The following is a 24816-nucleotide window of genomic DNA, read 5'->3' as shown; positions in this document are numbered from 1 at the left end:
CCTTCAAGCGGGCGGTCCTGGATGCTTTGATCTAGTGGGTGCGGTACCCCGTGGATTGGCTTCGCGTGGACCGGACGCCCGGACGCTGCAACGGGACCCACAACTTGTACCGGTCTGCCCTGTAGTAGGAGACGGAGTAGTCCACCATCGCGCGTGCGACGAATGCGTGGCGCTGAATCTTGAGCAACGGAGTGCCGACGTCCACGTTCAAGAGCCGCGCCGTTGATGGCGAGGCTGCTGTTGCTTCGATCATGTCCTCTCCCCACTCCATTACCAGTCCGTACTTCTCACTCAGCACGTTGTACAGCGACGTGGGGGGCGCATCGTCCAAGAGACCTGGCACGCGGTGGGCAGGGATGAAGTTCTCGTCCACGCTCATGGGCTCGTTGTCTGCCAGGAGGAGCCGCCTGAAGCGGACCAATGGCGTCCCCTCCTCCAGCTGGAGTTCCCTCGCCAGGAAGGCGCTGGCCGAGATCTGTTCAAAGCTCAGGACCTTGGCCGCCGGAACCATGCCGCGGCGTTGCATTTCTTCGCTGTACGACGTGAGCTTCACCTGGAGGTCCAGCTTCGGTTTGCGGACGAAAGTTCCCAATCCAACCACGCGTTCAATGACTTCCTCGCCGACGAGGGCATCAATGGCTTGGCGCACCGTCATCCTGGCAAGTCCGAACCGTTCGGAGAGGTCGCGCTCCGAAGGCAACGCCGCACCGGGCTTGCAGGACTCGGAGATGTAGCTGCGCAGGATCTCGCGCAGTTGAACGTAGATGGGAGTGCCGCTCTTGCGGTCGATCTCCCCCGCGATACGTGCTGCCTCAGCGGGCACGACGGTCTCCGGCAACGAAATCTCTCATGAAATAAGCGTAGGCCAATCCGCGGGCAGGTCTAGACCAGCTGATCTCCGCGGACGGCGCCGTCGTGTTGCGGCGCTAGGCTTGTATGGATCAAAATCGCAGTCGGCATCTGGCCGTCCGAACCAAAGGAGCCGGTTTGCCCGAGCACAAAGCCATCGTCGCCGCAGAGATCGGTCTCCATGCACGGGCTGCTGCCATGTTCGTGCGGGCTGTGACGGCCACGGGCCTTCCCGTGACGATTCGTAAGCCCGGCCAGCAAGCGGTGGATGCCCGGTCTTTGCTTGAGGTCATGACCGAAGACTTCGGCCACGGGTGCGAGGTGGTGCTGTCGGTCTCCGGAGAAGCGCTGCAAGCCGGCCGCACGCTTGACGAGGTCAACGATGCCTTGGCTGCGCTTTCGGCCGTCCTGGAGGCCGTAGAAGGGCAGTGAGCCGGCAATCGTGCCGAGCGTGCGCCTCATGTGACATCCGGATACAACGACGGCGGGCCCCACCAATTGGTGGGGCCCGCCGTCGTTGTTCACGTACTTCTAATGCGCGTGGTCTCCACGGCTGTATTCGAAGACCCAACCGACCAAGGCCACGAGGGCCAGGCCGGCTGCGACAAACGTGATCCAGAAACCTACGGCAAGGCCAAGGAATCCACCGGCACACGCCAGGCCGAGGACCAGCGGCCACCAGCTCCAGGGGCTGAAGTGTCCCTGTTCGCCGGCGCCCTCGTGGATCTCAGCGTCCGGTCGGTCTTCCGGGCGCATGCCGACTCGCTTGCCGGTGAAACCGAGGTAGCCGCCGATCATGCCTGCCAGGCCACCGACCAGGAGAATGCCGAGGGTTCCGACCCACTCAGACCAGTGGGTCAGGAAGCCGTAGGCCAGTGCGACGGGGACGAAGAAAAAGGTCCCGGCTCCAAAAATCCATGATTCGATTTTCACTTGGCGTCCTTCTGGTCAGCGTTGCCGAGCACCTTTGCTGCCGGCTCGGGGCTCTGTGCAGTGTGGTGCTGGGCGAGTTCCGGGTGGTGGAGGTCCAAGGCAGGACGTTCGGAACGGATGCGGGGCAGCGAGGTGAAGTTGTGTCGCGGCGGCGGGCAGGACGTGGCCCACTCGAGCGAAGCGCCGAAGCCCCAGGGATCGTCCACTTCTACCTTCTTGTTGCTGCGCCAGGTGATGTAGACGTTCCAGAAGAACGGCAGGAGCGAGGCGCCGAGCACGAAGGACGAAATGGTGGAGAACTGGTTCATCCAGGTGAAGCCGTCCTGCGGCATGTAGTCCGCGTAGCGGCGGGGCATGCCCTCGACGCCGAGCCAGTGCTGGATCAGGAACGTGCCGTGGAAGCCCAGGAACAGAAGCCAGAAGTGGATCTTGCCGAGGCGTTCGTTGAGCATCTTTCCGGTCCACTTGGGCCACCAGAAGTAGAAGCCCGCGAACATGGCGAACACGACAGTTCCGAAGACGACGTAGTGGAAGTGCGCTACGACGAAGTAGGAGTCCGAGACGTGGAAGTCGAGCGGCGGGGAGGCCAGGATGATGCCGGTCAGGCCGCCGAAGAGGAAGGTGACCAGGAAGCCGATGCTCCAGAGCATGGGAGTCTCGAAAGTAATCGAGCCCTGCCACAGCGTGCCGATCCAGTTGAAGAACTTCACGCCGGTGGGTACCGCGATCAGCATCGTCATGAAGGAGAAGAACGGCAACAACACCGATCCGGTGACGTACATGTGGTGTGCCCAGACGGTAACCGACAAGGCGGCAATGGCGATGGTCGCGTAGACCAGGCCCTTGTAGCCGAAGATCGGTTTACGGCTGAACACCGGGAAGATTTCGGACACGATGCCGAAGAACGGCAGCGCAATGATGTAAACCTCCGGGTGGCCGAAGAACCAGAACAGGTGCTGCCACAAGACAGCCCCGCCGTTCTCCGGGTCGAAGATGTGTGCGCCGAAGCGGCGGTCGGCACCGAGCGCGAAGAGAGCGGCGGCGAGCGGCGGGAAGGCCATGAGAACCAGGATTGCCGTCACGAGGGTGTTCCACGTGAAGATCGGCATGCGCCACATCGTCATGCCGGGAGCGCGCATGCAGATAATCGTGGTAATGAAGTTCACGGCACCCAGGATGGTTCCGAAACCGGACAAAGCCAGGCCGAAGACCCACAGGTCTCCGCCCACGCCCGGGGTGAAAGTCGTGTCCGACAAGGGGGCATAGGCGAACCAGCCGAAGGAGGCGGCACCCTGCGGGGTGATGAAGCCGGACACCGCGATGGTGGAGCCGAAGAGGAAGAACCAGAAGGCCAGTGCGTTCAGTCGCGGGAAGGCAACATCGGGGGCACCGATCTGAAGAGGCATGATGACATTCGCGAAGCCCGCGAAGAGCGGCGTCGCAAACATCAGCAGCATCACGGTGCCGTGCATCGTGAAGAGCTGGTTGTACTGTTCCTTGGTCTGCAGGATCTGCATGCCGGGCTCGAAGAGCTCGGCGCGGATCAGCAGCGCCATGACACCACCCAGGCAGAAGAACACGAAGGACGCGATCAGGTACATGTACCCGATGGTCTTGTGGTCGGTGGAGGTGATCCAGTTGACGACGATGCGTCCCTTGGACTTCGGTACTACCGGAGCGTCAAGGACTCCGGCGGATTGAGTGTAAGTAGCCACGTCGCTTCCCTTAATTCTTTGCGTTCAGGTTCGGGTTGCGGTCGTACTTCGAATCGAGAAGACCGGTGTTGCCGCTCTGGCGAAGCTGGTCCATGTGAGCCTGGAACTCAGCCTCGGAAACGACCTTCACGCGGAACAGCATCTCTGAGTGGTATTCACCGCAAAGTTCGGCGCACTTGCCGTCATAGGTGCCCTCCTTGGTGGGGGTCAACCTGATGTAGTTGGTCTTGCCGGGGATCATGTCGCGCTTCTGAAGGAAGGCGGGTACCCAGAAAGAGTGGATGACGTCGCGGGAGTTCAATTCCAGGTCAACCGACTTGTTGACCGGCAGGTACAAGGTGGGGAGCTTGTCCTTGTCCACGTTGTTGCCCGTGAGGTGCGCCTGAACGCCGGCCTCGTGAAGGTCTTCGGTGATGACCGTGCCCTTCACGTAGTTGAAGTCCCAAGCCCACTGCTTGCCGCGGACGTCAATCGTGACGTCAGCCGCCTGGGAGCGGTCATCGATTGCGCGCTGGTCCTGATCGGTGAAGTAGAAGAACACCAGCACCATGAACAGCGGAATGGTCAAATAAAAGACCTCCAGAGGGAGGTTGTAGCTAAGCTGCTTCGGGAAACCCGTGGTGCCCTTGCGGCGGCGGTAGGCGATGATGCACCAGACCAGCAGGCCCCAAGTAATAATGCCGACGGCGAGGGCGGCGATCCATGAGTTGACCCAGAGGTCCATGATCCGATCGGTGTTGCTGGTGGTGCCACGTTCCGTGGGCAACCAGCCTTTTTCTACCTCTGGTGAACATCCGGTCAAAACCAACGCGCCGGCTAGTGCCAAGCCAGTGATCGAGGTGATCTTTATGCGTCGGCTGCCGGTTCGGTTCTGCGAACTCACAGACGGCCCTTCCTCTTGTTGCTGCAGCCCGGCCGGCCGGAAGCCCACCGGGCACACTAAAGTTTTACTACCCGATGTAGAGCTTACCGCTACCGAGCGGTTTTCGCCGACATGCTGGCCCAGTGCGTCGGCACGGGTTCAACCCGTTCCTGAACTGGGCCAACAGTCTGCGAATGCCCGGGTTAGTGGAACGAATCGCCGCAGGCGCAAGACCCGCCGGCGTTGGGGTTGTCGATGGTGAACCCCTGCTTCGAGATCGTGTCCTCGAAGTCGATGCTGGCACCGCTCAGGTAAGGCACGCTCATCTTGTCGACAACCACTTCGACGCCGTCATAATCGCGGACGGCATCGCCGTCAAGCAGGCGCTCGTCGAAATAGAGCTGGTAGATCAGGCCCGAGCAGCCGCCCGGCTGAACAGCGACGCGGAGCCGCAGGTCCGTGCGGCCTTCTTGTTCGAGAAGGCTCCGGACTTTACCTGCGGCGACATCGGTCAACTTGACCTCGTGCTCAGGAAGCTCGCCGCCTGCGAGCTGCGCTCCGGTGCTGTTTTCGTTGGTTGCAGTGCTCATTGGCCTACCTTCTTATGAAGCTCTTGGCGGCTGCGCCTTCGCGCGGCCTGCCCTTACCCAAATACGTGCGGGCTATAGCTACATGCTACGTCGAGCCGGCGCATAGCTATAACTTCTAACGTAACCGCAGGGAGCGTTACCTTGTTCCCCGGTCGGCTCTCCGGTCGCTGCAGGAGGGGGCTCAGAGGCCTTCCATGTTCAAACGGGCGAGCATGAGTGCCTCCGCCACGACGGCATTGCGGAAATCGCCGATGTGCAGCGATTCGTTGGCGCTGTGGGCCCGGGAGTCAGGGTCCTCGACACCAGTCACCAGGATCTGGACATCGGGATAGGTTTCCGTGAGATCCGCGATGAAGGGTATGGATCCACCGATCCCCATTTCAACGGCCGGCACGCCCCAGGCTTCGCCCAGTGCCCACATCGCTATCCGGGCCGCGGCCGATGTTGTATCGGTGGAGAAGGCGTTGCCCCGCTCCCCCGGTACGAACGTCACCTTCGCTCCGAAGGGTGCGTTCGCCTCCAGGTGCCGTCCCACTGCGTCCATGGCGGCATCGGGATCCTGCCCGGGAGCAAGGCGCAGGCTGAACTTTGCCCGCGCGGCGGGGAGCAGCGTGTTGGACGCGACGTCGACGGCGGGTGCGTCGATGCCGATGATGGAGAGCGCGGGCTTGGTCCACAGCCGCGAGGCGATGCTGCCGCTGCCGGCAAGCCGTACGCCGTCGAGCACGGAGGCATCGGCGCGGTACTGTTCCTCGTCAACGTCCTCTACTACGTCGTCCGTTGCCACCAGGCCCTCGATGGCCACGTTTCCGTCGTCGTCGTGCAGGGTGGCGATGAGGCGGGACAGAAGAGTCGGCGCATCCAGCACGGGACCACCGAACATGCCGGAGTGCACGGCGTGATCCAGGACCCGCACCTCGAAGGTGCCGTCCACCAAGCCGCGGAGACTGGTTGTCAGCGCGGGAACCCCGACCTTCCAGTTGCTTGAATCCGCAACAACGATGACGTTCGCTTCGAGGAGCTCGCGGTGTGTTTCGAGGAAAGTGCGGAACGTCGGCGAGCCAGCCTCTTCTTCGCCCTCGAAGAACAAGGTGACCCCAAGGCCGAAATCGTCCCCCAGTACCTGGGTTACAGCGGCATAGGAAGCCAGGTGGGCCATGATTCCGGCCTTGTCGTCGGCTGCGCCTCGGCCATACAGGCGGCCATCGCGTTCCTCGGCCACAAAGGGCTCGGTGTCCCACAAGGTCACGTCGCCCGGCGGCTGCACATCGTGGTGCGCATAAAGCAGGATCGTTGCTTTGCCCGGCGCGGCAACGCGGCGGGCAACAATGGCAGGGCCTCCGGGAGTCCCGTCGGCCTTGTCGCAGCGCAGGATCTGCACGTCGCGGAAGCCCGACTCACGGACCAGCGACGCAACAGCCTCGGCGCTCCGCTCCAGTTCAGCCGGGTCAAAGCTGGGCCAGGCGATCCCAGGGATAGCGACCAGGTCCTTCAAGCGGGTCATGGTCTCGTCGAAAGAAGCATCGATCGAGGACTTGAGCGCATCAACATTGATCGTGCCGGAGCCGCCGGAAAAGGTCTGCGGGATCTCCGCATTCATTGAAGTCATGGCGAAAACACTACCGCCGGGAGTGCCGCTGGGGAACCGGACCTGGCGGCGTGGCGGGCTCATTCCCGGGGCGGCACGTCACGTCGACTTTGGGGCGGTTCCTGCGGGGTATTCTGTAGTGGTGTTTGGACGTAAAAAGGATGAGCCGAGCGCTCAAGACCAAGTAGACCAGCTTGCCGCCGATGCCGCCGTGAAAGGCGCTGGCAAGGGCGCTCCCACGCCCAAGCGCAAGGAACAGGAAGCGGCCCGCAAGCGCCCCCTCGTGCCGACGGACCGCAAGGCCTCGAAGGAAGCCGAGCGCATTGCCGTGCAGGATCAGCGCCAGAAAATGCGCCAGGCCTTGGACACCGGGGACGAAAAGTACCTGCCGCTGCGGGACAAGGGGCCCCAGAAGCGTTTTGCGCGCGACTATGTCGATGCCCGTTTCAGCCTCGGCGAGTACTTGATGTTCGGTGCCTTGCTGTTCGTGGTCATCTCCTTCGTCATTCCTTCAGGAAGCGATGCCCTGAGCTATATCCTGATCGGCTTCTGGGTCATGTTCCTCGCGGTCTTCGCGGATGTGTTCATCCTTTCCCGCAAGCTGCGCAAGGGCCTGACGCAGAAGTTCGGCGACGTCGAGCGCGGCACGGTCTGGTACGGCAGCATGCGTTCCCTGCAATTCCGTCGACTGCGCCTGCCGAAGCCGCAGGTGCAGCGAGGCCAGTACCCCGCTTAATACCCCCCCGATCGCCAAGGACAACAGTCCGACGAATCAAAAGACCCTGGAACAGCTGTTCCAGGGTCTTTTTGTCCGCACTTGGCGGTTCAGGTGCGGTTCAGATGCTCGTCCCCCTGCTCAGCGGCGACGCTTGACTGCGACGTTTGGCCAAGGCCCTGTTGATGCCGGCGGCCCAGAACGGACCTTCGTAGAGGAATGCCGTGTATCCCTGAACGAGGGTTGCTCCGGCATCGAGCCGCTCCTGGACGTCGGCCGCGGACTGCACTCCGCCGACGGCGATGAGCACGAGGCCCTCCCCCACAGCAGCTTTCAGCCGGCGCAGTACCTCAAGCGAACGCCCCTTGAGCGGCGCACCGGAGAGTCCGCCGGCGCCGCACGCTTCCACTTTGTCCGGATCCGAAGTCAGGCCTTCCCGGCCGATGGTGGTGTTTGTGGCGATAATCCCGTCGAGCTTGAGGTCCAAGGCGAGCCTGGCGACGTCGTCGATGTCTTCGTCGCTCAGGTCCGGCGCGATCTTGACGAGCAGCGGCACGTGACGGCCGGCGGATTCGTCAGCGGCGTCTCCGACGGCGCGAAGGAGGGGGCGGAGCGTCTCGACGTTCTGGAGCAGTCGCAGTCCCGGCGTGTTGGGCGAGCTCACGTTCACTACGAGATAGTCGGCGGCGGGTGCCAGGTTGCGTGCGCTGACCAAATAGTCCTCGACGGCGTCGTCGAGCTCGACAACCTTGGTCTTGCCGATGTTGACTCCGATCACGGGACGAACCCCTGAATGCGTCCGCTGCAAGGCCGCCCTCGCGGCTTTGAGCCTTGGGGCCACGGCTGCCGCGCCGTCGTTGTTGAAGCCCATGCGGTTGATCACGGCCTTGTCCTCGATCAGGCGGAAAAGCCGTGGCTTCTCGTTGCCGGGCTGTGCCTGGCCGGTGATCGTTCCTACTTCCACGTGGCCGAAGCCCAGTTCAGCGAGGGCCTCGATTCCGTGGCCCTCTTTGTCGAAGCCGGCCGCGAGGCCGAAGGGCGAAGGGAACGTCAGCCCGAAAGCCTCCGTGCGCAGGGAGGGATGCGGGGCCGTCATTTTGGCCAGGACGCGTCCTGCGCCTGAGCGGTGTGCGTAGCGGATCGCCTGGAAGCCGATCTTGTGGGCCTTCTCGGCATCCATCCAGGAGAAGGCCAGCTTGAAGAATGTGGGGTAAACGCGCATGGTCCTAGTTTTCCGGTTTACGGGTCGCGCACCAAACCAGGGCGGTTACCGGGCGGTAGCATGTACGAATGCCGAGCAATCCACGTGATGGAGTTCACTCCCGGGCAATCGTCGACGCCGATGTTGTCATTATTGGCGCGGGATTGTCGGGACTGGTCGCCGCCGCCCAAGCCTACGCCGACGGCAAACGGGTTGCTGTCCTGGACCAGGAACCGCCCGCCTCCGTGGGCGGCCAGGCACATTGGTCTTTCGGCGGATTGTTCCTGGTCAACACCCCCGAGCAGCGGAGGCTGGGGGTCAAGGACAGCGCCGAGCTCGCCTTGAGCGACTGGCTGGCGTCCGCGGCCTTTGACCGGCCGGAAGACTCCTGGGCCAAGCAGTGGGCAGAAGCTTACGTGGATTTCGCCGCCGACGAGAAGCGCCGGTGGCTGCACTCCCTTGGCGTGCGGCTCTTTCCGCTCGTGCAGTGGGCCGAACGCGGCGGCTATGGTCCCCAAGGCCACGGCAACACCGTCCCGCGGTTCCATGTCACGTGGGGCACGGGACCCGGCGTCGTGCAACCGTTCCTGGCAAAAGTCAACGAAGGCGCGGACCGCGGGAGGATATCCCTCCACTTCCGGCACCGCGCCACGCAGATCACGACGACGGCGGGCCGCGTCACCGGGGTCGGCGGCGAAATCCTGGAGGCGTCCGGAGCCGGACGCGGCGAAGCGTCGCCGAGCACCGTCGTCGGGCATTTTGCGGCGACCGCGGGCGCGGTCATCGTGACCACCGGCGGGATCGGCGGGAACCATGCTTTGGTGCGGAGGCAATGGCCCGGCGGGAGTGCGCCGGACAGCATGCTCAGCGGTGTACCCGCGTCGGTCGACGGCGAGTTCCTCGCTGCCGCCGCAGCCGTCGGCGGGCGGCTCATCAGTGGCGACCGCATGTGGCACTACCCCGAAGGCATCCACAACCACTCCCCTGTGTGGCCTTCGCACGGCATCCGGATACTGCCCGGTCCGTCGTCGCTGTGGATTGACGCGACGGGACGGCAGCTGCCAGCCCCGCTGTTTCCGGGCTTCGACTCGCTGGGCGCCCTCCGGCATATCCTGGCGAGCGGCCACGGGCATTCGTGGTTTGTGTGCAACCGCACCATCGCGCTGAAGGAGTTCGCCCTCTCAGGCTCGGAACAGAACCCGGACCTCACTGGCAAGGACATCAGGCTCCTTGCCTCGAGGCTCAGTCCCGGCAGCGACTCGCCATTGCGCCTCTTCCTTGACCGTGGCGTTGACTTCCTGCAAGCCGCAACGCCCGCCGAGCTCGCCGCGAAAATGAACCAGCTGACCGGTTCAGCGCTGATAGATCCCGCCCGGCTCGATTCACTCATCCACGACCGGGACCTGCAAGTGGTGAGCGGGCTGGGCAAGGATCCGCAGCTCGCCGCGATCCGGGCGGCCCGGCGATTCGCCACCGACAAGATCATGCGGGTGGCCCCTCCGCACCGGCTCACCGACCCGAAACAAGGCCCGCTCCTGGCTGTCCGGCTCTCTGTCCTGACGCGTAAGAGCCTCGGCGGACTCCAAACGGACCTTCGTTCACGCGTGCTCAACGATTCCGGAGTTCCCGTGCCGGGCTTGTACGCGGCCGGCGAGGCTGCCGGCTTCGGCGGTGGAGGAATCCATGGCTACCGGGCATTGGAAGGAACGTTCCTCGGCGGCTGCCTGTTCTCCGGACGCGCAGCCGGGCGCGATGCCGCGGCGAGTGTCTAAGCTGTTCCCATGGAGTGGCAGACCGATATCCTCGGTGCGGACTTCGAGAGTTGCGCATTCGAGGCGACCGGACCTGATGGAGTTGTCCGGCGCGCAACGCTCGTCCGCCATGTCCCGCGCCAGGGCGCCGGAAGTCCCGGTGATCCTCCCCTGCCGGCCAACCGTTCGGTCCTGTTCCTGCACGGCTGGAGTGATTACTTTTTCAACGTCGCCCTCGCGGAATTCTGGACGGGACAAGGTTTCCAGTTCTACGCGTTGGACATGCACAACCATGGCCGCAGCCTGCAAGCGGACACGCCAGGCGGTTACGTCGAGCACCTGAACGACTACGACGCCGAAATCAGCAAAGCCATCGACATGATCCGTTCCGCCGACCAGCATGGACAGGAGCCCGGTTCGTTGACCCTCATGGGACATTCCACCGGGGGCCTCGTTGCCGCTTTGTGGGCCAGCAGCCACCCAGGCTCCGTCCAGTACCTCGTACTGAACAGCCCGTGGCTTGAAATGCACGGAAGTTCCGTGGTCCGCCGCGCCGCGCAGACGATGGTGAAGCCGCTCGCACGGTTCCGGCCCAAGACAATCCTCCGTCTGCCTGAACGAGGCTTCTATTTCCGCAGCATCAGCAGCTCGGCCGAAGGTGAATGGCTCCTCGACGAAAAATACCGCCCGCCATTGGCGTTCCCCATGCGGGCCGGTTGGCTCAGCGCGGTCCTCAGCGGCCACTCGAGGGTAGCCCGGGGGCTGAGAATAGACATCCCGATCCTGGTCTTGATTTCCGGGGCGAGCGCCAACGGCATGGTGTGGCAGGAGTCCATGCGGCATTCGGACGCCGTCCTGGACGTCAACACCATGGCCGTCCGCGCCATGACCCTTGGCCGGACCGTCACCCTGGAACGCGTGGATGGCGGCCTCCACGATGTCTTCCTGTCGGCCGGTCCGGTGCGCGCCGACGCTTACGACAGGCTAGCGCGTTGGATTCGCGGGTACATCACCAATGCGCCAGGAACGGATAGCGCGGGAGAATTGCCATGACCACGGAACTGGGATTGCCGGTCTGGCAACGAGACTTTCTGGGCGGCGGTTTCGAGGCCTTGGAGCTCGAACTTCCACCGGACGAAGAGGGACCGGTCTGCGCCACCCTCGTCCGGCACGTGCGCCCGGCGGCCGCACCATCGGTACCGCACGGACTCCTGGATGCGCTGACGGCATTCACTCGACGCCGGCGCCGGAGCGACGTTCCCGTTACCAAGGGGCCGCCGAGAGTGGTGCTGTATCTCCACGGTTGGGCCGACTACTTCATGCAGACGGAACTGGCCGAGTACCTGGGCGCCTCGGGGTTCCATTTCTATGCGCTCGACCTGCGCAAATTCGGGCGGAGCCTGCGGCCGGGCCAAACTCCTGGTTACACCACAGACCTGACGGTCTATGACGAAGACCTCGACGCCGCGCTGCAGGCCATCCGGCAGGATCTCGCCGAGCTGACGGGTAGCGCGGAGGCACCTACCATCCACCTCCTGGCCCATTCGTTGGGCGGCCTGATCGCGGCGCTCTGGGCTGACCGGAATCCTGGCCGCATTGCCACGTTGACGTTGAATTCGCCGTGGCTGGAGCTCCAAGGCAGCAGCTTGATCCGCAGCATGGCGATGCGTCTTGTGGAACCGTTTGCGCGCACTGACCCCAAGCGTCCTTTCCGTTTCCCGGAGATGCCGGCCTACTGGGAAAGCGTGAGCAACCTGGCCCACGGCGAATGGACCCTTGATCCGGAATGGAGGCCGCGGGCGTCCTTCCCGATCCGCGCCGGGTGGACCAAGGCAGTCCTGGCGGGCCACGCCGCCGTCGAACGCAAACTCAATATCGACGCGCCGGTGCTGGTGTTGCTTTCCGGCCGGACCAGGATCCAGGCTGAGTGGACCGCGGAGCTCATGCGCGTCGACGCCGTGATCGACGTCGAGCAGACTGCCCGCCGGGCACTGGGCCTCGGGCGCCGGACGGCGGTATTCCGGTATCCGGGTGCACTCCACGATGTGTTCCTGTCACGGCGTACCGTCCGGCAGCAGGCCTACAGGGACGTGGCCATCTGGCTGGCTTCCTATCCGGACTGAGCGGCTTCAAAGCACGCTCGTGCTAATTCTGGACCGCGGTCAGCGGGGTGCCGCAGCGTCTACCGCGCCTCCATATCGGCGGTCCCGTTTGGCGTAGATCTCGACGGCGTCCCACAAAGTCCTGCGGTCGACGTCGGGCCACAGTGTGTCCATGAAGACGAATTCCGCATAGGCGGATTGCCACAAGAGGAAGTTCGAGAGCCGCTGCTCACCGGAGCTCCGCAGGAACAAGTCCACATCCGGAAGGTCCGGTTCGTCGAGGTACTTCTGGATGGTCTTTTCGGTGACCGATCCGGGCTTCAGGCGGCCATCAGCGACATCCCGGGCGATCGCGGCCACGGCATCGGCGATCTCGGCTCGGCCGCCGTAGTTAACACACATGGTCAGGGTGCACGTGTCGTTGCCGCGCGTGTACTCCTCGGCTTCCTCCAGCTCCTTGATGACCGAACCCCAGAGCTTGGGCCGCCGCCCGGCCCAACGGATCCGCACGCCCCACTCATCGAGCTGGTTGCGCTGCCGACGTAGCACGTCCTTGTTAAATCCCATGAGGAAGCGCACTTCTTCGGGGGAACGGCGCCAGTTTTCGGTGGAGAAAGCGTAGACACTGACGTACTTGATGCCCATTTCGATCGCACCCGCCATCACATCCAGCAGGGCCGGCTCCCCGGCCTTGTGGCCCTCGATGCGCGGAAGGCCGCGCTGGTTCGCCCAGCGGCCGTTGCCGTCCATGACGATCGCGACGTGCCGCGGTACCAGTTCGGCAGGGATGGCCGGCGGCCTGGCGCCCGAGGGATGGTCGTAAGGGGCCTTTACCGGGGTGGTTCGCGCCGTTGCCGTCTTCTTTTTTCCCAGTGCCACTTTCAGCTTCGCTCCACATGTTTGAGGGATTTCAATGCTCGTTCAAGGTGCCATTGCAGGTAACTCGCCACCAACCCGGCGGCCTCGCGGCGATGCAAGGATTCGGACACGTCCGCAGTAGCCCAGTCCCCCGTCAGGAGCGCGCCCAGCAAGACGACGGTCTCGCGAGCGGGTGCCGGCGAGCCGGGCGGGCGGCAGTCGTTGCAGATCATTCCGCCCAAGGGAGCGGAGAAAGCTGTGTGCGGACCTCTCGCCCCGCAGCGGGCGCAATCCGTGAAACTGGGCGCCCAACCGCCGGTTGCCAAGGCGCGGAGCAGGTAGGAGTCAAGAATGAGTTCCGGCGGGTGGTCGGAACGGCTCAACGCGGCAAGGGCCCCGACAAGGAGGTTGTATTGGGCGGTTCCAGAATCGGCGTCGGCGTCCGTCAGTTTCTCCGCCGTTTCCGTCATGGCGGCGGCGACGGTGTACCGGGAGTAATCGGCGGCGATCGAACTCCCATAGGCGCCTTTGGCGACAGCCTGGGTGACGATGTCCAGGGTGCGGCCGGAAACGAGTTGCAGGTCAGCCACCATGAACGGCTCCAAGCGGGCACCGAACCGGCTACTGGTACGCCGTACGCCCTTGGCGACCGCCCTTACTTGTCCGTGGTGCTTGGTCAGCAAAGTGATGATGCGGTCCGCTTCGCCCAGTTTGTGGGTGCGCAGCACTACGGCATCGTCCCGATAGGACCGCGCTGCAAACGACGAAGGATTGGCCACAGTTAATCTTCGCACCACACCGGGCCTTATCGGGTCCGGCGAAGCCGTGCGGCGCCGTGTTGACGGCGCCGCACGGCAAATGGCTATGCCCGGACGGCCCTGATGGCTCGGTTGACGGCGGAGATGACCGCCTTGAGCGCCGCGGTGCTCGTGTTGGGATCGATACCGACTCCCCAGAGGACCCGCTCGCCAACGGCGCATTCAACATATGCTGCGGCGGTGGCGCTGCCACCTTCGGAAAGGGCATGTTCCGAGTAGTCCAGGACGCGGACGTCCACTCCGTCTTGACGCAGGATGTCCAGCATGGCCGCGATCGGGCCGTTGCCCGTGCCGGTTCGCTGGACCACCGTGCCGTCAATGCGCAGGGCTGCATGCAGGGTAAGCTCGCCGGACTCATCGGTCTCGGTGCGGATGGAGCCCAGGGAATAGCGTCCCCACTGGCCATCGGCCGTGCTGGCGGGCAGGTACTCGTCCTGGAACATCGCCCACAGCTGGGCTCCGCTGACTTCGCCGCCCACGGTGTCGGTGCGGTGCTGGATGACGCCGGAGAACTCGATTTGTGCCCGGCGCGGCAGGTCCAGGCTGTGCTCGTTCTTGAGCAAGTACGCCACACCGCCCTTGCCGGACTGGGAGTTGACCCGGATAACGGCTTCGTAGCTGCGGCCCAGGTCCTTCGGATCGATCGGCAGGTAGGGAACCTGCCACGTGAAGTCGTCCACGGCCTTGCCGGCCGCGGCCGCGTCCTTCTCGAGGGCTTCGAAACCCTTCTTGATGGCGTCCTGGTGCGAACCGGAGAACGCCGTGAACACCAGATCGCCGCCATACGGGGAACGCTCGGGAACGGGCAACTGGTTGCAGTACTCCACGGTCCTGCGTACCTCGTCGATGTCCGAGAAATCGATCATTGGATCGACGCCTTGGACGAACATGTTCAGGCCAAGGGTCACCAGATCCACGTTGCCGGTACGCTCGCCGTTGCCGAACAAGCAGCCTTCGATGCGGTCGGCGCCGGCCAGGTAGCCCAACTCCGCGGCCGCAACGCCCGTGCCGCGATCATTGTGCGGGTGGAGGGAGATGATGATGCCGTCACGGGGGTGCAGGTTCCGGTGCATCCATTCGATGGAGTCCGCGTAGACGTTCGGTGTTGCCATTTCCACGGTGGCGGGCAGGTTGATGATGACCTGCTTGTCCGCGGAGGCTTCGAACACGTCGGCGATCGCGTTGCAAACGCGCGCTGCGTACTCAAGCTCGGTCCCGGTGAAGGACTCCGGCGAGTACTCGTACGTGATGTGGGTGTCCGTGAGGGTTTCCTCGTACTTCTTGCACAAACGGGCACCCTGGAGGGCGATGTCCAGAATCCCGTCCTCGTCCTGGTTGAACACCACCCGACGCTGCAGGACCGACGTGGAGTTGTAGAGGTGGACGATGGCCTGCTTGGCGCCCACGAGGGATTCGTATGTACGCTCGATCAGGTGTTCACGCGCCTGGGTCAAGACCTGGATGGAGACGTCATCCGGAATGTGGCCGCCTTCGATGAGCTGCCGCACGAAATCGAAGTCGGTCTGCGAAGCGGAGGGGAAGCCGACTTCGATTTCCTTGTAGCCCATCTTGACCAGGAGCTGGAACATTTTCAGCTTGCGGGCCGGGCTCATGGGGTCGATCAGGGCCTGGTTGCCGTCACGGAGGTCCACTGCGCACCAGCGCGGAGCCTTGGTGATGACCTTGTCCGGCCAGGTGCGGTCCGGCAGCTCGACATTGATCTGGTCCTGGAAAGGCAGGTACCGATGAATGGGCATTCCGGAGGGCTTTTGTGCGTTGCGCATGACTTGGGGCCTTTTCTCTTAATCTTTGATGGAAGATTGGCCGGGCATAGCTAACTCCGCAGCGAGGGTTGGCCTAGCGAATGATCGCCTACGAGGCCCCGCCGCGGCAGCTAAGGAGAAGCATTCCTGCACGCACCATTTCACACTAACACGGGTGCGTATGATGACAATGCAATACCTGAAGCAACGTCCACTATGCAGACGCGGGAACGGCGGTGAGCCGGTTCCGCTCGTCGTCCGAAGGAGTTCTTGTGCCACAGTCGGGGATCACACTGTCCAACATCGATGAAAGCGTCAGGCCGCAGGACGACCTTTACCAGCATGTCAACGGCGCGTGGCTGAAGTCGACGGTCATCCCCGACGACCGCCCGCTTGAGGGAACGTTCACGGCGTTGCGGGATGGCGCTGAACTGGCAGTCAAAGCGATCATCGAGGAAGCTGCCGCAAAGGGCGCGGAAGCCAGCGGCATCGAGCGCAAAGTAGGCGGGCTCTACAACAGCTTCATGGACGAGGAAGCAACCGAGGCCAAGGGCATGGAACCCATCCGCCACCGGCTCGCGGAGGTCTTTGCCACGGCTTCGCCGGCAGAAGTGGTTTCCCTGACCGGGCGGTTGTTCCGCTCGGACGTTTCCGGCCTGTTTTCCATCTATCCCGCTCCCGACGCCGGGAACCCGGACCGGATCCTGTTGTACATCGGCCAGGGCGGCCTGGGCCTTCCCGACGAGTCCTACTATCGGGACGGGAAGTTCGAAGGCATTGTCAGCGCCTACGTGAAATACGTCGCCAAACTCTTCGGCCTGGCAGGCATTCCCGACGCCGAGGATGCCGCCGCACGCGTTGTTGCCCTTGAAAAGTCGCTTGCCTCGCACCACTGGGACAACGTCACCCTTCGCGATCCGCAGAAGACCTACAACCTCAAGACCGCGGAGGAGGGCCGCGAACTGTTCCCCTACCTTGACGCGTGGTTCGATTCGGCGCGGATTGAAGCGGACAAATTCACCGAGCTCGTGGTGAGTACTCCCGATTTCTTCACCGGCGCGTCCGCCCTCGTCGAGTCCGAGTCCCTTGCCACGTGGCAGGAGTGGCTGGCCCTGCGCGTGCTCAATGCCGCCGCCCCCTATCTGTCGTCGGCGTTCGTAGACGCAAACTTCGATTTCTACGGCACCACGCTGAGTGGCACTCCGCAGAACAAGGACCGCTGGAAGCGCGGAGTCGCCGTCGTCGAAGCCGCCCTTGGCGAGGCGGTCGGCCAGATCTACGTTGAGCGCCACTTCCCCGAAGGCTACAAGGCCAGGATGCAGACGCTGGTTGCCAAACTGATCGAGGCTTACCGCCAGAGCATGACGGCGCTTGACTGGATGGGTGAGGACACCAAGGCTGAAGCGCTGAAAAAGCTTGAGGCCTTCCGCCCCAAGATTGGATTCCCGGACAAATGGATCGACTATTCCGCCGTCGAGATTGACCCGAGCGATCTTCTGGGAAACGTCGAGCGGGCACACAACGCCGACGTCGACCGTCACCTCGACGAGGTCGGCAAGCCAGTGGATCTCGACAAGTGGCTCATGACCCCGCAGACCGTCAACGCGTACTACCACCCGATGTTGAACGAGATTGTCTTCCCCGCTGCGATCCTGCAGCCACCCTTCTTCACCGCAGAGGCTGACGACGCGGTCAACTACGGAGGCATCGGCGCCATCATCGGCCATGAAATCGGCCATGGCTTCGACGACCAAGGCTCACAGTTCGATGGGAGTGGTGCGCTGCGGAATTGGTGGAGCGAGGATGACCGCAAGGCCTTTGAAGGACTGGCGGCGAAGCTCGTGGCCCAATTCGACGCCCTTGCCCCCTATGCCGCCCCCGAGCACAAGGTCAACGGAAAGCTCACGCTCGGCGAAAACATCGGCGATCTGGGTGGCCTGACCATCGCCTATAAGGCCTACCTCCTGAGCCTTGACGGTGCTGAGCCGCCCGTCCTTGAAGGGCTGACGGGCCAGCAGCGCTTCTTCATGTCCTGGGCTGCCGGCTGGCGTCAGGTCATTCGTCCGGAGGAAGCCATCCGGCGCGTCGCTACGGACCCGCACTCCCCCAACGAGTTCCGGACCAATGCCATCGCCAAGAACCTGGACTCGTTCCATGAGGCGTTCGCGGTGGAAGCCGGGGATGGAATGTGGCTTTCGCCCGAGGAGCGCGTCAGCATCTGGTAGGCCCCGGGAGTTTCCTGGGTTGCTACCTCGCGATGAGTGCCGGGTTGACCGCCTGGCATTTCACATCGCCTGCTGTCTGCTTGACGACGTCGGCCGGAACGGAGGCAACTCCGTACTTGGTCCCGGAATCGAAGTCGCTTCCGATATAGACCTGGACTCCGACGACACCCTTGGATAGTTCGACTTGCGAGGCAGGGATCCCCAGGAGATTCGCGACATCCGGCGCGACATCGGCATAGCCGGTCCCGTAATAGACAACCGTCTTGGGAATGGCGGCTGCAAGGAAGTGAGTGGCTTTCGTGAATCCGCCGCCAACCAGGGCAGCGGCGATCTCCTGTCCGCGGGACGCGATGCCCGTTCCGTCGGCCACGGTCACTGGCTGAAGGGCCTTGTCATAGGCCGGAACAGCGGGAGTGCCCGGCGCCGGTGCCGCGCTGCTGGACGGGGCGCCCGATGCCGCAGGCGAAGGACTGGGCGAAGGACTGGCCGTGGCCCCCGGCATGGTCAGGTCCAGGTTCGCGCGCATGGCGGCGAACAGCTGGGTGGCCTGCGGTTCAACCAATTCGAGCCTGTTGGGATCGACGGCGGCGGGCTGGGTGGGAACCGAGACGAACGCGACCTTGGACAAGTCAACGTCTTTGAGGCGGCTCCCGATGGTCAGGAGCGATTGGACCGATGCCAGGCCTTCGTCCACGGTCAGGTTCTTTGTCACGGCATCCGCGATGGACAAAAGGCTCTGCGGATTGCTTAGCGTTCCGTCGGACTTGATCTTCCGTGTCAGCGAAGAGAGGAAACCCTGCTGCGCCTGGATGCGGCCGAGGTCACTTCCGTCGCCAAAACCGTGGCGGGTCCGGAGGAAGGCAAGGGCCTGCTCCCCCTGGACGCTCGATGTTCCCTTGGGGAGCCGGAGTCCGGAATCAGGGTCATAGACGGCGTCGCTCACGCATACGTTGACTCCGCCGACGGCGTTGGACAGCTCCTTGACGGCGTTGAAGTCGGCCATCATGAAGTGGTCGATTTGCAGTCCCGTGAGTTTGTTCACTGTGTCCACGGCGCAACCGATCCCGGCTTCCGCCATGGCCGAGTTGATCATGACGTTGGAATGGGCTTCATAGACGGTATGGGTTTTGGGATCGGTGCACTTCGGAACATCCACCAAGAGGTCGCGGGGAAAGCTGGTGAGGCTCACCCTCTTGTTGTCCGCCGAAATGTCCAGCAGCATCATGACATCCGACTGGCCATAGCCGGTGGAGTCCTGCGTTGAACCGTATTGCGAGTTCTTCCCGTCCCTCGTGTCGGACCCAAGGATGAGGATCTGCTGGCGGTCCGTGGCGTCGTTTGCAGCGGCCTCGGTCCTCGGCGCGCCTGCCGACAAAGGTGCTTTGCTGATGTTCGACTGCAGGCGGATGACCCAGTAGGCGGCGAAAGCGATACCGGCGACCAGCAGCACCGACACCGTCACGGCGGTGACCTTGAGCCAGAGCGGGAGGCCCTTCGGAGCATTCATGTGGCGGGGGGTGCCGGGAGCTTCCCCGTGGCGTGCAGCGCCGGGGGCACCTATGGTGCCGGGCTCCTGAACGCGTGCAGCGCGACGTCGCACGACTCGCTCAACCTTTCCTCGGAAAATGGGATTCGGACCATTTTACGGGCCCAAACTGGGAATATCCCCAGCGGCTAGAATCCCAACTTCACGAGTTGCTTCGGGTCGCGCTGCCAGTCCTTGGCCACTTTGACGTGCAAGTCGAGGTAGATCTTGGTTCCCAAAAGGGCCTCAATGCCTTTGCGGGCGTTCGTTCCGACCTCGCGCAGCCGGCTTCCGGCCTTGCCGATGATGATGGCCTTCTGGGACGGGCGTTCAACGTACAAATTGACCCGCACGTCGAGGAGCGGGTTGTCTTCGGAACGGCCTTCGCGGGGCAGGATTTCCTCCACCACCACGGCCAACGAGTGCGGAAGCTCGTCCCGGACGCCTTCCAGGGCTGCTTCCCGGATAAGTTCGGCGACCATGACGGCTTCCGGTTCATCGGTGAGTTCGCCGTCCGGGTAGAGGGGCGGAGAAGCAGGCATGTGGCCGATGAGGACGTCGGCGACCGTGCTGACCTGGAAGCCGTCGGTCGCGGAAACCGGAACGATATCGGCCCAGCCTTGATCGCCGAGGACTTCGCGGCCCAATGCGGCTACAGCCAGGAGCTGCTCGGTCAAGGCCTGGCGGTCCACCAGGTCGGTCTTGGTGACAAGTGCGATGATCGGCTTGCGCCCGACGGCGGCGAGCTGGGCTGCAATGTATTTGTCGCCCGGTCCGATCTTCTCGTTGGCGGGCAGGCAGAAACCAATGGCGTCCACTTCCGAGAGGGTGTCCGCGACGAGATCGTTGAGCCGCTTGCCAAGTAGGGTGCGCGGGCGGTGCAGGCCAGGAGTGTCCACGAGGATAAGTTGTGCGTCCTCCCGGTGGACAATGCCCCGGATCGTGTGCCTCGTGGTTTGCGGCTTTGCCGAGGTGATGGCCACCTTCTGGCCAACCAAAGCATTGGTGAGCGTGGACTTGCCGGCATTCGGGCGGCCCACAAGAACCGAGAAACCCGCGTGGAAGCCGCCGAAGTCCTGATCGGCGTCGAACTTCTTATTGTGCTTGCTCACGTGGAACTCCCTGTTGCGTTGTGTCGGCCTCGTCGAGAAGGTCTTCAAGGTCAGTGTCTTCTTTTGGAATGGCTGCCGCAATGATATGGCTGACCCGGTTTCGCCGGCCTTCCAGCCTATCGGCTTTCAAGGAGATCCCATCCACCCTCACTGCGCTGCCTACGATCGGCACCTTGCCCAGGGTTTTAGCCAGGAGGCCGCCCACTGTGTCCACTTCGTCGTCGTCGAGGTCAATGTGGAAAAGCTCGCCGAGGTCGTCGATGCTCATCCGTGAGCTGACGCGGTACGTGCCATCACCCAAATCAGTGACCTCCGCATCGTTGGAGTCGTACTCATCGACGATCTCCCCCACGATTTCCTCGATGAGGTCCTCCAGCGTCACCAGTCCGGCCGTGCCGCCGTATTCGTCAATCACTACGGCCACGTGCGTGGATTCTTGCTGGAGCTCGCTGAGGAGGTCGCTGACAGGCTTTGACTCGGGTACGAAACGTGCCTCGCGGGCTATGGCATCAATGTCCTGGCGCACTGATGGCTGATCCGGGCGGTGCAAAGCTGCAGCGACGTCCTTCAAATAGAGAATGCCGCGGATCTGGTCCGCGTTCTCGCCGATAACGGGGATCCTTGAGTACCCGGAGCGCAGGAACAGGGCCATGGCCTGCTCCAGGCTGGATCCGGACTCGATGCTCACAATGTCCGTTCGAGGGACCATCACCGAGCGCACCAGGGTGTCGCCGAAGTCGAAGACCGACTGGATGAGTTCGGCCTCGCTGTCCTCGATCATGTCGGATTCCGTTGCCCTGTCGACGAGTTCACGGAATTCTTCCTCGCTGAAGAAAGCTTCATCGCCGCTGGGCGCACCGGGTGCCACCACGCTGCCGATCCTCACGAGCCAGCCAGGTATGGGACCCAGGATCCAGCACAGGAACCTGATGAGCGGGGCGGAGTAGCGAACCACGCCGCCAGAGTGGGCGCGTCCGAGTTGACGGGGCGAAACGCCCACCAAAACAAAACCAATCACGGCCATGATGCCCGTCGCTGCCAAACCGGCAAGCCAGACGTTCTCAAGGAGGCTATGCATGACGACCGCGACGGCCACCGCTGCCGCCATCTCGAACCAGACCCGCCAGAAACGCAGCGCCCGGATGTGCGCGATAGGCTGCGCGAGGATGCTGCGAAGCGCATTCCCCCGGCTCTTGACGATTGCTTGCTCGGCGTCGTGCCGCGGCAGGAAGGTGAAGGCAGCCTCAGCCGCGGTCAGCAGGGCGACGAAACTGAGGAACACCAGCGCCATCCCGACCAGGATGAGCGAGGTCACAGCATGGTCTCCATGGGGGCGTCCTTGCCAAGGAACGCGGACAGCAGCTCACGCTGCAAGCCGAACATCTCTGCCTTTTCCTCCGGTTCGGCGTGGTCGAAACCGAGCAGGTGAAGGATCCCGTGCGTGCAGAGCAGAAGCATTTCATCCTGCGTCGAATGACCGGCGTTGCGGGCTTGGACCTCGGCCACTTGCGGGCAGATGGCGATGTCGCCGAGCATGCCCTGCGGAGCCGGCTTGCCTGGCGTTCCCGGCGTCAACTCATCCATCGGAACAGACAGGACGTCGGTAGCGCCGGGTTCGTCCATGAGCTCGATGTGGAGCTTTTCCATGGCAGGCTCATCCACCAGGAGGATGGAAAGTTCGGCCTGGGGGTGAATGTAGAGCCGCTCGAAGATGAAGCGTGAAAGCGTCACCAATTGTGCCTCGTCCACCTGGACGCCGGACTCGTTGTTGACCTCGATGCTCATCGGTGTTCTCCCCGTTTGTCGTGGATCGGCGTGTGCTGGGCACGCACCCGGTGCTTTTCATCCCATGTGCTGTAGGCGGACACGATGTCGGCGACAAGCCGGTGCCTGACGACGTCGGAAGCGTCCAGCATCGTAAAGTTCACGCCGTCGATTCCGTTGAGGATTTCCTGGACGATGCGCAGGCCCGAGGTGGCGCCGAAGGGCAGATCCACCTGGGTGATATCACCCGTCACAACCATCTTGGAGCCGAAGCCCAGGCGGGTCAGGAACATCTTCATCTGTTCCGCGGTGGTGTTCTGGGCCTCATCAAGGATGATGAACGCGTCGTTGAGCGTGCGGCCGCGCATGTACGCAAGCGGTGCTACCTCAATGGTCCCGGCAGCCATAAGGCGCGGGATCGATTCCGGGTCCATCATGTCGTGCAAGGCGTCGTACAAAGGACGCAGGTACGGGTCGATCTTGTCGCTCAAGGTTCCCGGCAGGAAGCCGAGGCGCTCTCCTGCCTCGACAGCAGGCCTCGTGAGGATGATGCGGCTGACTTCCTTGAGCTGCAGTGCCTGGACGGCCTTGGCCATCGCGAGGTACGTCTTGCCGGTGCCCGCAGGACCGATCCCGAAGATCACGGTGTTGTCGTCGATGGCGTCGACGTAGTTCTTCTGGTTGAGCGTTTTGGGGCGGATGGTGCGCCCGCGGCTCGAAAGGATGTTGTGGGTCAGGACTTCGACGGGGTTTTGGAGGGATTGGCTGCGCAACAAGGACACGAGTTGCTGGAGCACGTCCGGAGTGATGACCGTCCCCTTGCCGACCAGGCCGCGGACTTCCTCCAGAAGCCGCATGATCCGGGGAACATCGCTCGACGGTCCGCTGAAGGATAGCTCATTGCCGCGCACATGAAAGTCGACGCCGGGGAACTGGGCTTCGATGTAGCGCAACGCCTCGTCATGGCTGCCAAGGGTCTGAACCATCTGATCCGAGTTGTCGAAGATGACAACTTCCGTCCGGGCGCCCGGGACAGAATGTGGGAACTCGGCCGGACCTGTGTCAACGCTGCCGGCCTTGGGCCGCCCGTTCAATGATTCTGTCATAGTGCTGGCCTTGCGGCCTGTGCTCCTCCGGCTTGGTGATGTCCATCGATTTTCTCCGATGTCCGTCTGCTGGATGGGCGCACGATCGCGGGCCTCGGATTGCTTTCAATCCTACGCCAGCCAGTCTCCGGGGTGGTTCCAGACCGTGCCCGGCGGGGCTGCGGTCGGCCGGACCATGCCGCTTAGGTATCAACTCGGCATCGACCTCGTATCAATCGGATTGCAGTTGGCCGCCGGGGTATCGAAACGCCAGCCCGGGCCCGGGAGACTGTGACAAGCTGATTCATGGGCAAAATGCCCCTGTGCCCGGCCCCCGGGCGCATGACTCCCCCGCACCACCGCGGCCGAACACGAGCAGGAATCCACCATCACCATGCCAGCCGTCACTCCACACGGCACACGCATCCGGAAACGCTCCGCGATGCTTGTGACCGCTTTGACGGCTGCCTTGTTCCTGTCTGGCTGCATTGCCGATCGCACGGGACAGGGATCCACGACTCCGGTCCCCACCCCGACAGTTGCGCTGCAGACGGTGCCGGACAGCAATGCTCCGCTCGAAACAACCCAGGCCTCAAACAAGATCCCCGTGTATTGGATTGGGCGTAGCGACACGGACACCTTCCTGTACCGCGAATTCCGTGACAACCCTGGCAACGAGAACCCCATCACCACGGCCCTGCGGATCATGATGTCCCAGAAGCCGTTGGATCACGATTTCTTCACGCCGTGGCAGAACCCTGGCAGCCTGGCGAGCTCGATTTCCGGTAAGAACGTCGTCACTGTCGATGTTTCCCGCGACGCGTTCAATTCCAATCTCGACGCCGGGATGGCACAGCGGGCGGTCCAGGAACTCGTCTATACCGCCACCGCAGCGGCCGCGAGTTCAGGACTGATCGATTCAGGACAGCAGATCAAGGTGACCATCCTGGTGGACGGGCACACGGATTACATGGCCTTCGGGCAGGTCAAACTAGGCGATCCGATGGTCCGCGACGCATCCATGGTGGCACCGGTGTGGATCATCGACCCGCAGGAGGATCTGACCTTGCCTGCCGGTCCGATCAAGTTCAACGGCCGGAGCACGGACCCGTCGAAGAAACTGCATTGGCAAATCCTTCGCGACAATCCAAACGGCGACAAGTCCTCCTACCTCGCCGGGCAGACCACTGCTTCTACCGTTCCCGGACAAGGCGGAGCCTTCAGCCTCACGGTGGGGCTCGGAGCGGGCCGCTATGAATTGCGGGTTTCCTTGGTGGGGCCGAACGACGCCGACGTCGCGACAGATACCCGTATTTTCAGCGTTCGCTGAGGACGTGCGCTGATCCGGGACGTGCGCTGC

The 24816-nt window shown here is 63.2% G+C and carries 22 protein-coding genes; 7 read left to right on the top strand and 15 right to left on the bottom strand.

What is annotated here, in order from left to right:
• Positions 1-31: 31 nt before the first annotated feature.
• Positions 32-823 carry a GntR family transcriptional regulator gene (locus tag LFT47_RS11650; RefSeq protein WP_236810892.1) on the bottom strand — a complete coding sequence of 264 codons (792 nt, stop codon included), beginning with the start codon at positions 821-823 and terminating at the stop codon, positions 32-34.
• A 164-nt stretch (positions 824-987) separates the two neighbouring features.
• Here LFT47_RS11650 and LFT47_RS11645 point away from each other — a divergent pair, with 164 nt between their 5' ends.
• The gene (locus LFT47_RS11645; RefSeq protein WP_236810890.1) at positions 988-1281 is read left to right on the top strand and encodes an HPr family phosphocarrier protein; all 294 of its coding nucleotides are present in this window, start codon (positions 988-990) and stop codon (positions 1279-1281) included.
• Between the two features lie 99 nt (positions 1282-1380).
• Here LFT47_RS11645 and LFT47_RS11640 read toward each other — a convergent pair whose 3' ends face one another.
• From LFT47_RS11640 to LFT47_RS11620, 5 genes are all read right to left on the bottom strand, one after another.
• Positions 1381-1782, bottom strand: coding sequence for a cytochrome c oxidase subunit 4 (locus LFT47_RS11640; RefSeq protein ID WP_236810888.1), 402 nt, complete (start codon positions 1780-1782; stop codon positions 1381-1383).
• Positions 1779-3497, bottom strand: coding sequence for an aa3-type cytochrome oxidase subunit I (gene ctaD / locus LFT47_RS11635; RefSeq protein WP_059390002.1), 1719 nt, complete (start codon positions 3495-3497; stop codon positions 1779-1781). Before ctaD ends, LFT47_RS11640 begins: the two co-directional genes overlap by 4 nt.
• A 10-nt stretch (positions 3498-3507) precedes the next feature.
• Positions 3508-4380 (bottom strand): aa3-type cytochrome oxidase subunit II, encoded by an 873-nt coding sequence (gene ctaC, locus LFT47_RS11630; protein ID WP_236810886.1) that lies wholly within the window; start codon positions 4378-4380, stop codon positions 3508-3510.
• Between the two features lie 182 nt (positions 4381-4562).
• Positions 4563-4949 carry a HesB/IscA family protein gene (locus tag LFT47_RS11625; RefSeq protein WP_059390004.1) on the bottom strand — a complete coding sequence of 129 codons (387 nt, stop codon included), beginning with the start codon at positions 4947-4949 and terminating at the stop codon, positions 4563-4565.
• Between the two features lie 181 nt (positions 4950-5130).
• The gene (locus LFT47_RS11620; protein WP_236810885.1) at positions 5131-6558 is read right to left on the bottom strand and encodes a dipeptidase; all 1428 of its coding nucleotides are present in this window, start codon (positions 6556-6558) and stop codon (positions 5131-5133) included.
• Positions 6559-6679: 121 nt separating this feature from the next.
• On the opposite strand from LFT47_RS11620, the gene LFT47_RS11615 reads away from it, so the two are divergent.
• Positions 6680-7273, top strand: a complete 594-nt coding sequence (locus LFT47_RS11615) for a DUF3043 domain-containing protein (RefSeq protein ID WP_236810884.1) — start codon at positions 6680-6682, stop codon at positions 7271-7273.
• Positions 7274-7373: 100 nt separating this feature from the next.
• Here the strand turns inward: LFT47_RS11615 and LFT47_RS11610 are convergent, their stop codons facing one another.
• Positions 7374-8474 (bottom strand): quinone-dependent dihydroorotate dehydrogenase, encoded by a 1101-nt coding sequence (locus tag LFT47_RS11610; RefSeq protein WP_236810883.1) that lies wholly within the window; start codon positions 8472-8474, stop codon positions 7374-7376.
• 68 nt (positions 8475-8542) lie between these two features.
• On the opposite strand from LFT47_RS11610, the gene LFT47_RS11605 reads away from it, so the two are divergent.
• From LFT47_RS11605 to LFT47_RS11595, 3 genes are read left to right on the top strand one after another with little or no spacing between them, the layout of a single operon-like run.
• Entirely contained in the window at positions 8543-10225 is a 1683-nt protein-coding gene (locus tag LFT47_RS11605) for an FAD-binding dehydrogenase (protein WP_236810881.1), read from the top strand.
• Between the two features lie 9 nt (positions 10226-10234).
• Complete coding sequence (locus LFT47_RS11600; RefSeq protein WP_236810878.1) at positions 10235-11257, top strand: alpha/beta hydrolase; 1023 nt, start codon at positions 10235-10237, stop codon at positions 11255-11257.
• A complete protein-coding gene (locus tag LFT47_RS11595) occupies positions 11254-12327 on the top strand; it encodes an alpha/beta hydrolase (protein ID WP_236810876.1) in 1074 nt (357 codons plus the stop codon). Before LFT47_RS11600 ends, LFT47_RS11595 begins: the two co-directional genes overlap by 4 nt.
• Positions 12328-12366: 39 nt before the next feature.
• Here the strand turns inward: LFT47_RS11595 and LFT47_RS11590 are convergent, their stop codons facing one another.
• From LFT47_RS11590 to leuA, 3 genes are all read right to left on the bottom strand, one after another.
• Positions 12367-13185 carry an isoprenyl transferase gene (locus LFT47_RS11590; RefSeq protein WP_236810874.1) on the bottom strand — a complete coding sequence of 273 codons (819 nt, stop codon included), beginning with the start codon at positions 13183-13185 and terminating at the stop codon, positions 12367-12369.
• A gap of 2 nt (positions 13186-13187) precedes the next feature.
• Positions 13188-13958 (bottom strand): DNA repair protein RecO, encoded by a 771-nt coding sequence (recO, locus tag LFT47_RS11585; protein WP_236810872.1) that lies wholly within the window; start codon positions 13956-13958, stop codon positions 13188-13190.
• A gap of 68 nt (positions 13959-14026) precedes the next feature.
• Complete coding sequence (gene leuA / locus LFT47_RS11580) at positions 14027-15766, bottom strand: 2-isopropylmalate synthase (RefSeq protein WP_236810870.1); 1740 nt, start codon at positions 15764-15766, stop codon at positions 14027-14029.
• Between the two features lie 251 nt (positions 15767-16017).
• Here leuA and LFT47_RS11575 point away from each other — a divergent pair, with 251 nt between their 5' ends.
• Positions 16018-17970, top strand: coding sequence for a M13 family metallopeptidase (locus LFT47_RS11575; protein ID WP_236810868.1), 1953 nt, complete (start codon positions 16018-16020; stop codon positions 17968-17970).
• A gap of 22 nt (positions 17971-17992) precedes the next feature.
• On the opposite strand, the gene LFT47_RS11570 is transcribed toward LFT47_RS11575, so the two are convergent.
• The 5 genes from LFT47_RS11570 to LFT47_RS11550 all read right to left on the bottom strand — a co-directional run bounded on the left by LFT47_RS11570 (position 17993) and on the right by LFT47_RS11550 (position 23477).
• The gene (locus tag LFT47_RS11570) at positions 17993-19570 is read right to left on the bottom strand and encodes an LCP family protein (RefSeq protein WP_236810867.1); all 1578 of its coding nucleotides are present in this window, start codon (positions 19568-19570) and stop codon (positions 17993-17995) included.
• 74 nt (positions 19571-19644) lie between these two features.
• The gene (era, locus tag LFT47_RS11565) at positions 19645-20607 is read right to left on the bottom strand and encodes a GTPase Era (protein ID WP_236810864.1); all 963 of its coding nucleotides are present in this window, start codon (positions 20605-20607) and stop codon (positions 19645-19647) included.
• A complete protein-coding gene (locus tag LFT47_RS11560) occupies positions 20591-21922 on the bottom strand; it encodes a hemolysin family protein (protein WP_236810862.1) in 1332 nt (443 codons plus the stop codon). The genes era and LFT47_RS11560 overlap by 17 nt, the downstream gene beginning before the upstream one ends.
• Positions 21919-22392 carry an rRNA maturation RNase YbeY gene (gene ybeY, locus LFT47_RS11555; RefSeq protein ID WP_236810860.1) on the bottom strand — a complete coding sequence of 158 codons (474 nt, stop codon included), beginning with the start codon at positions 22390-22392 and terminating at the stop codon, positions 21919-21921. Before ybeY ends, LFT47_RS11560 begins: the two co-directional genes overlap by 4 nt.
• Positions 22389-23477, bottom strand: a complete 1089-nt coding sequence (locus LFT47_RS11550) for a PhoH family protein (RefSeq protein ID WP_236810851.1) — start codon at positions 23475-23477, stop codon at positions 22389-22391. Before LFT47_RS11550 ends, ybeY begins: the two co-directional genes overlap by 4 nt.
• 373 nt (positions 23478-23850) lie before the next feature.
• Between LFT47_RS11550 and LFT47_RS11545 the strand changes: the two genes are divergently transcribed.
• The gene (locus tag LFT47_RS11545) at positions 23851-24786 is read left to right on the top strand and encodes a GerMN domain-containing protein (protein WP_236810849.1); all 936 of its coding nucleotides are present in this window, start codon (positions 23851-23853) and stop codon (positions 24784-24786) included.
• Positions 24787-24816: the final 30 nt, after the last annotated feature.

Source organism: Arthrobacter sp. FW306-2-2C-D06B (genome assembly GCF_021789175.1).
GTDB lineage: Bacteria > Actinomycetota > Actinomycetes > Actinomycetales > Micrococcaceae > Arthrobacter.
The sequence above is the reverse complement of the archived record's forward strand: the minus strand, read 5'-3'. Positions and strand labels throughout refer to the sequence as shown.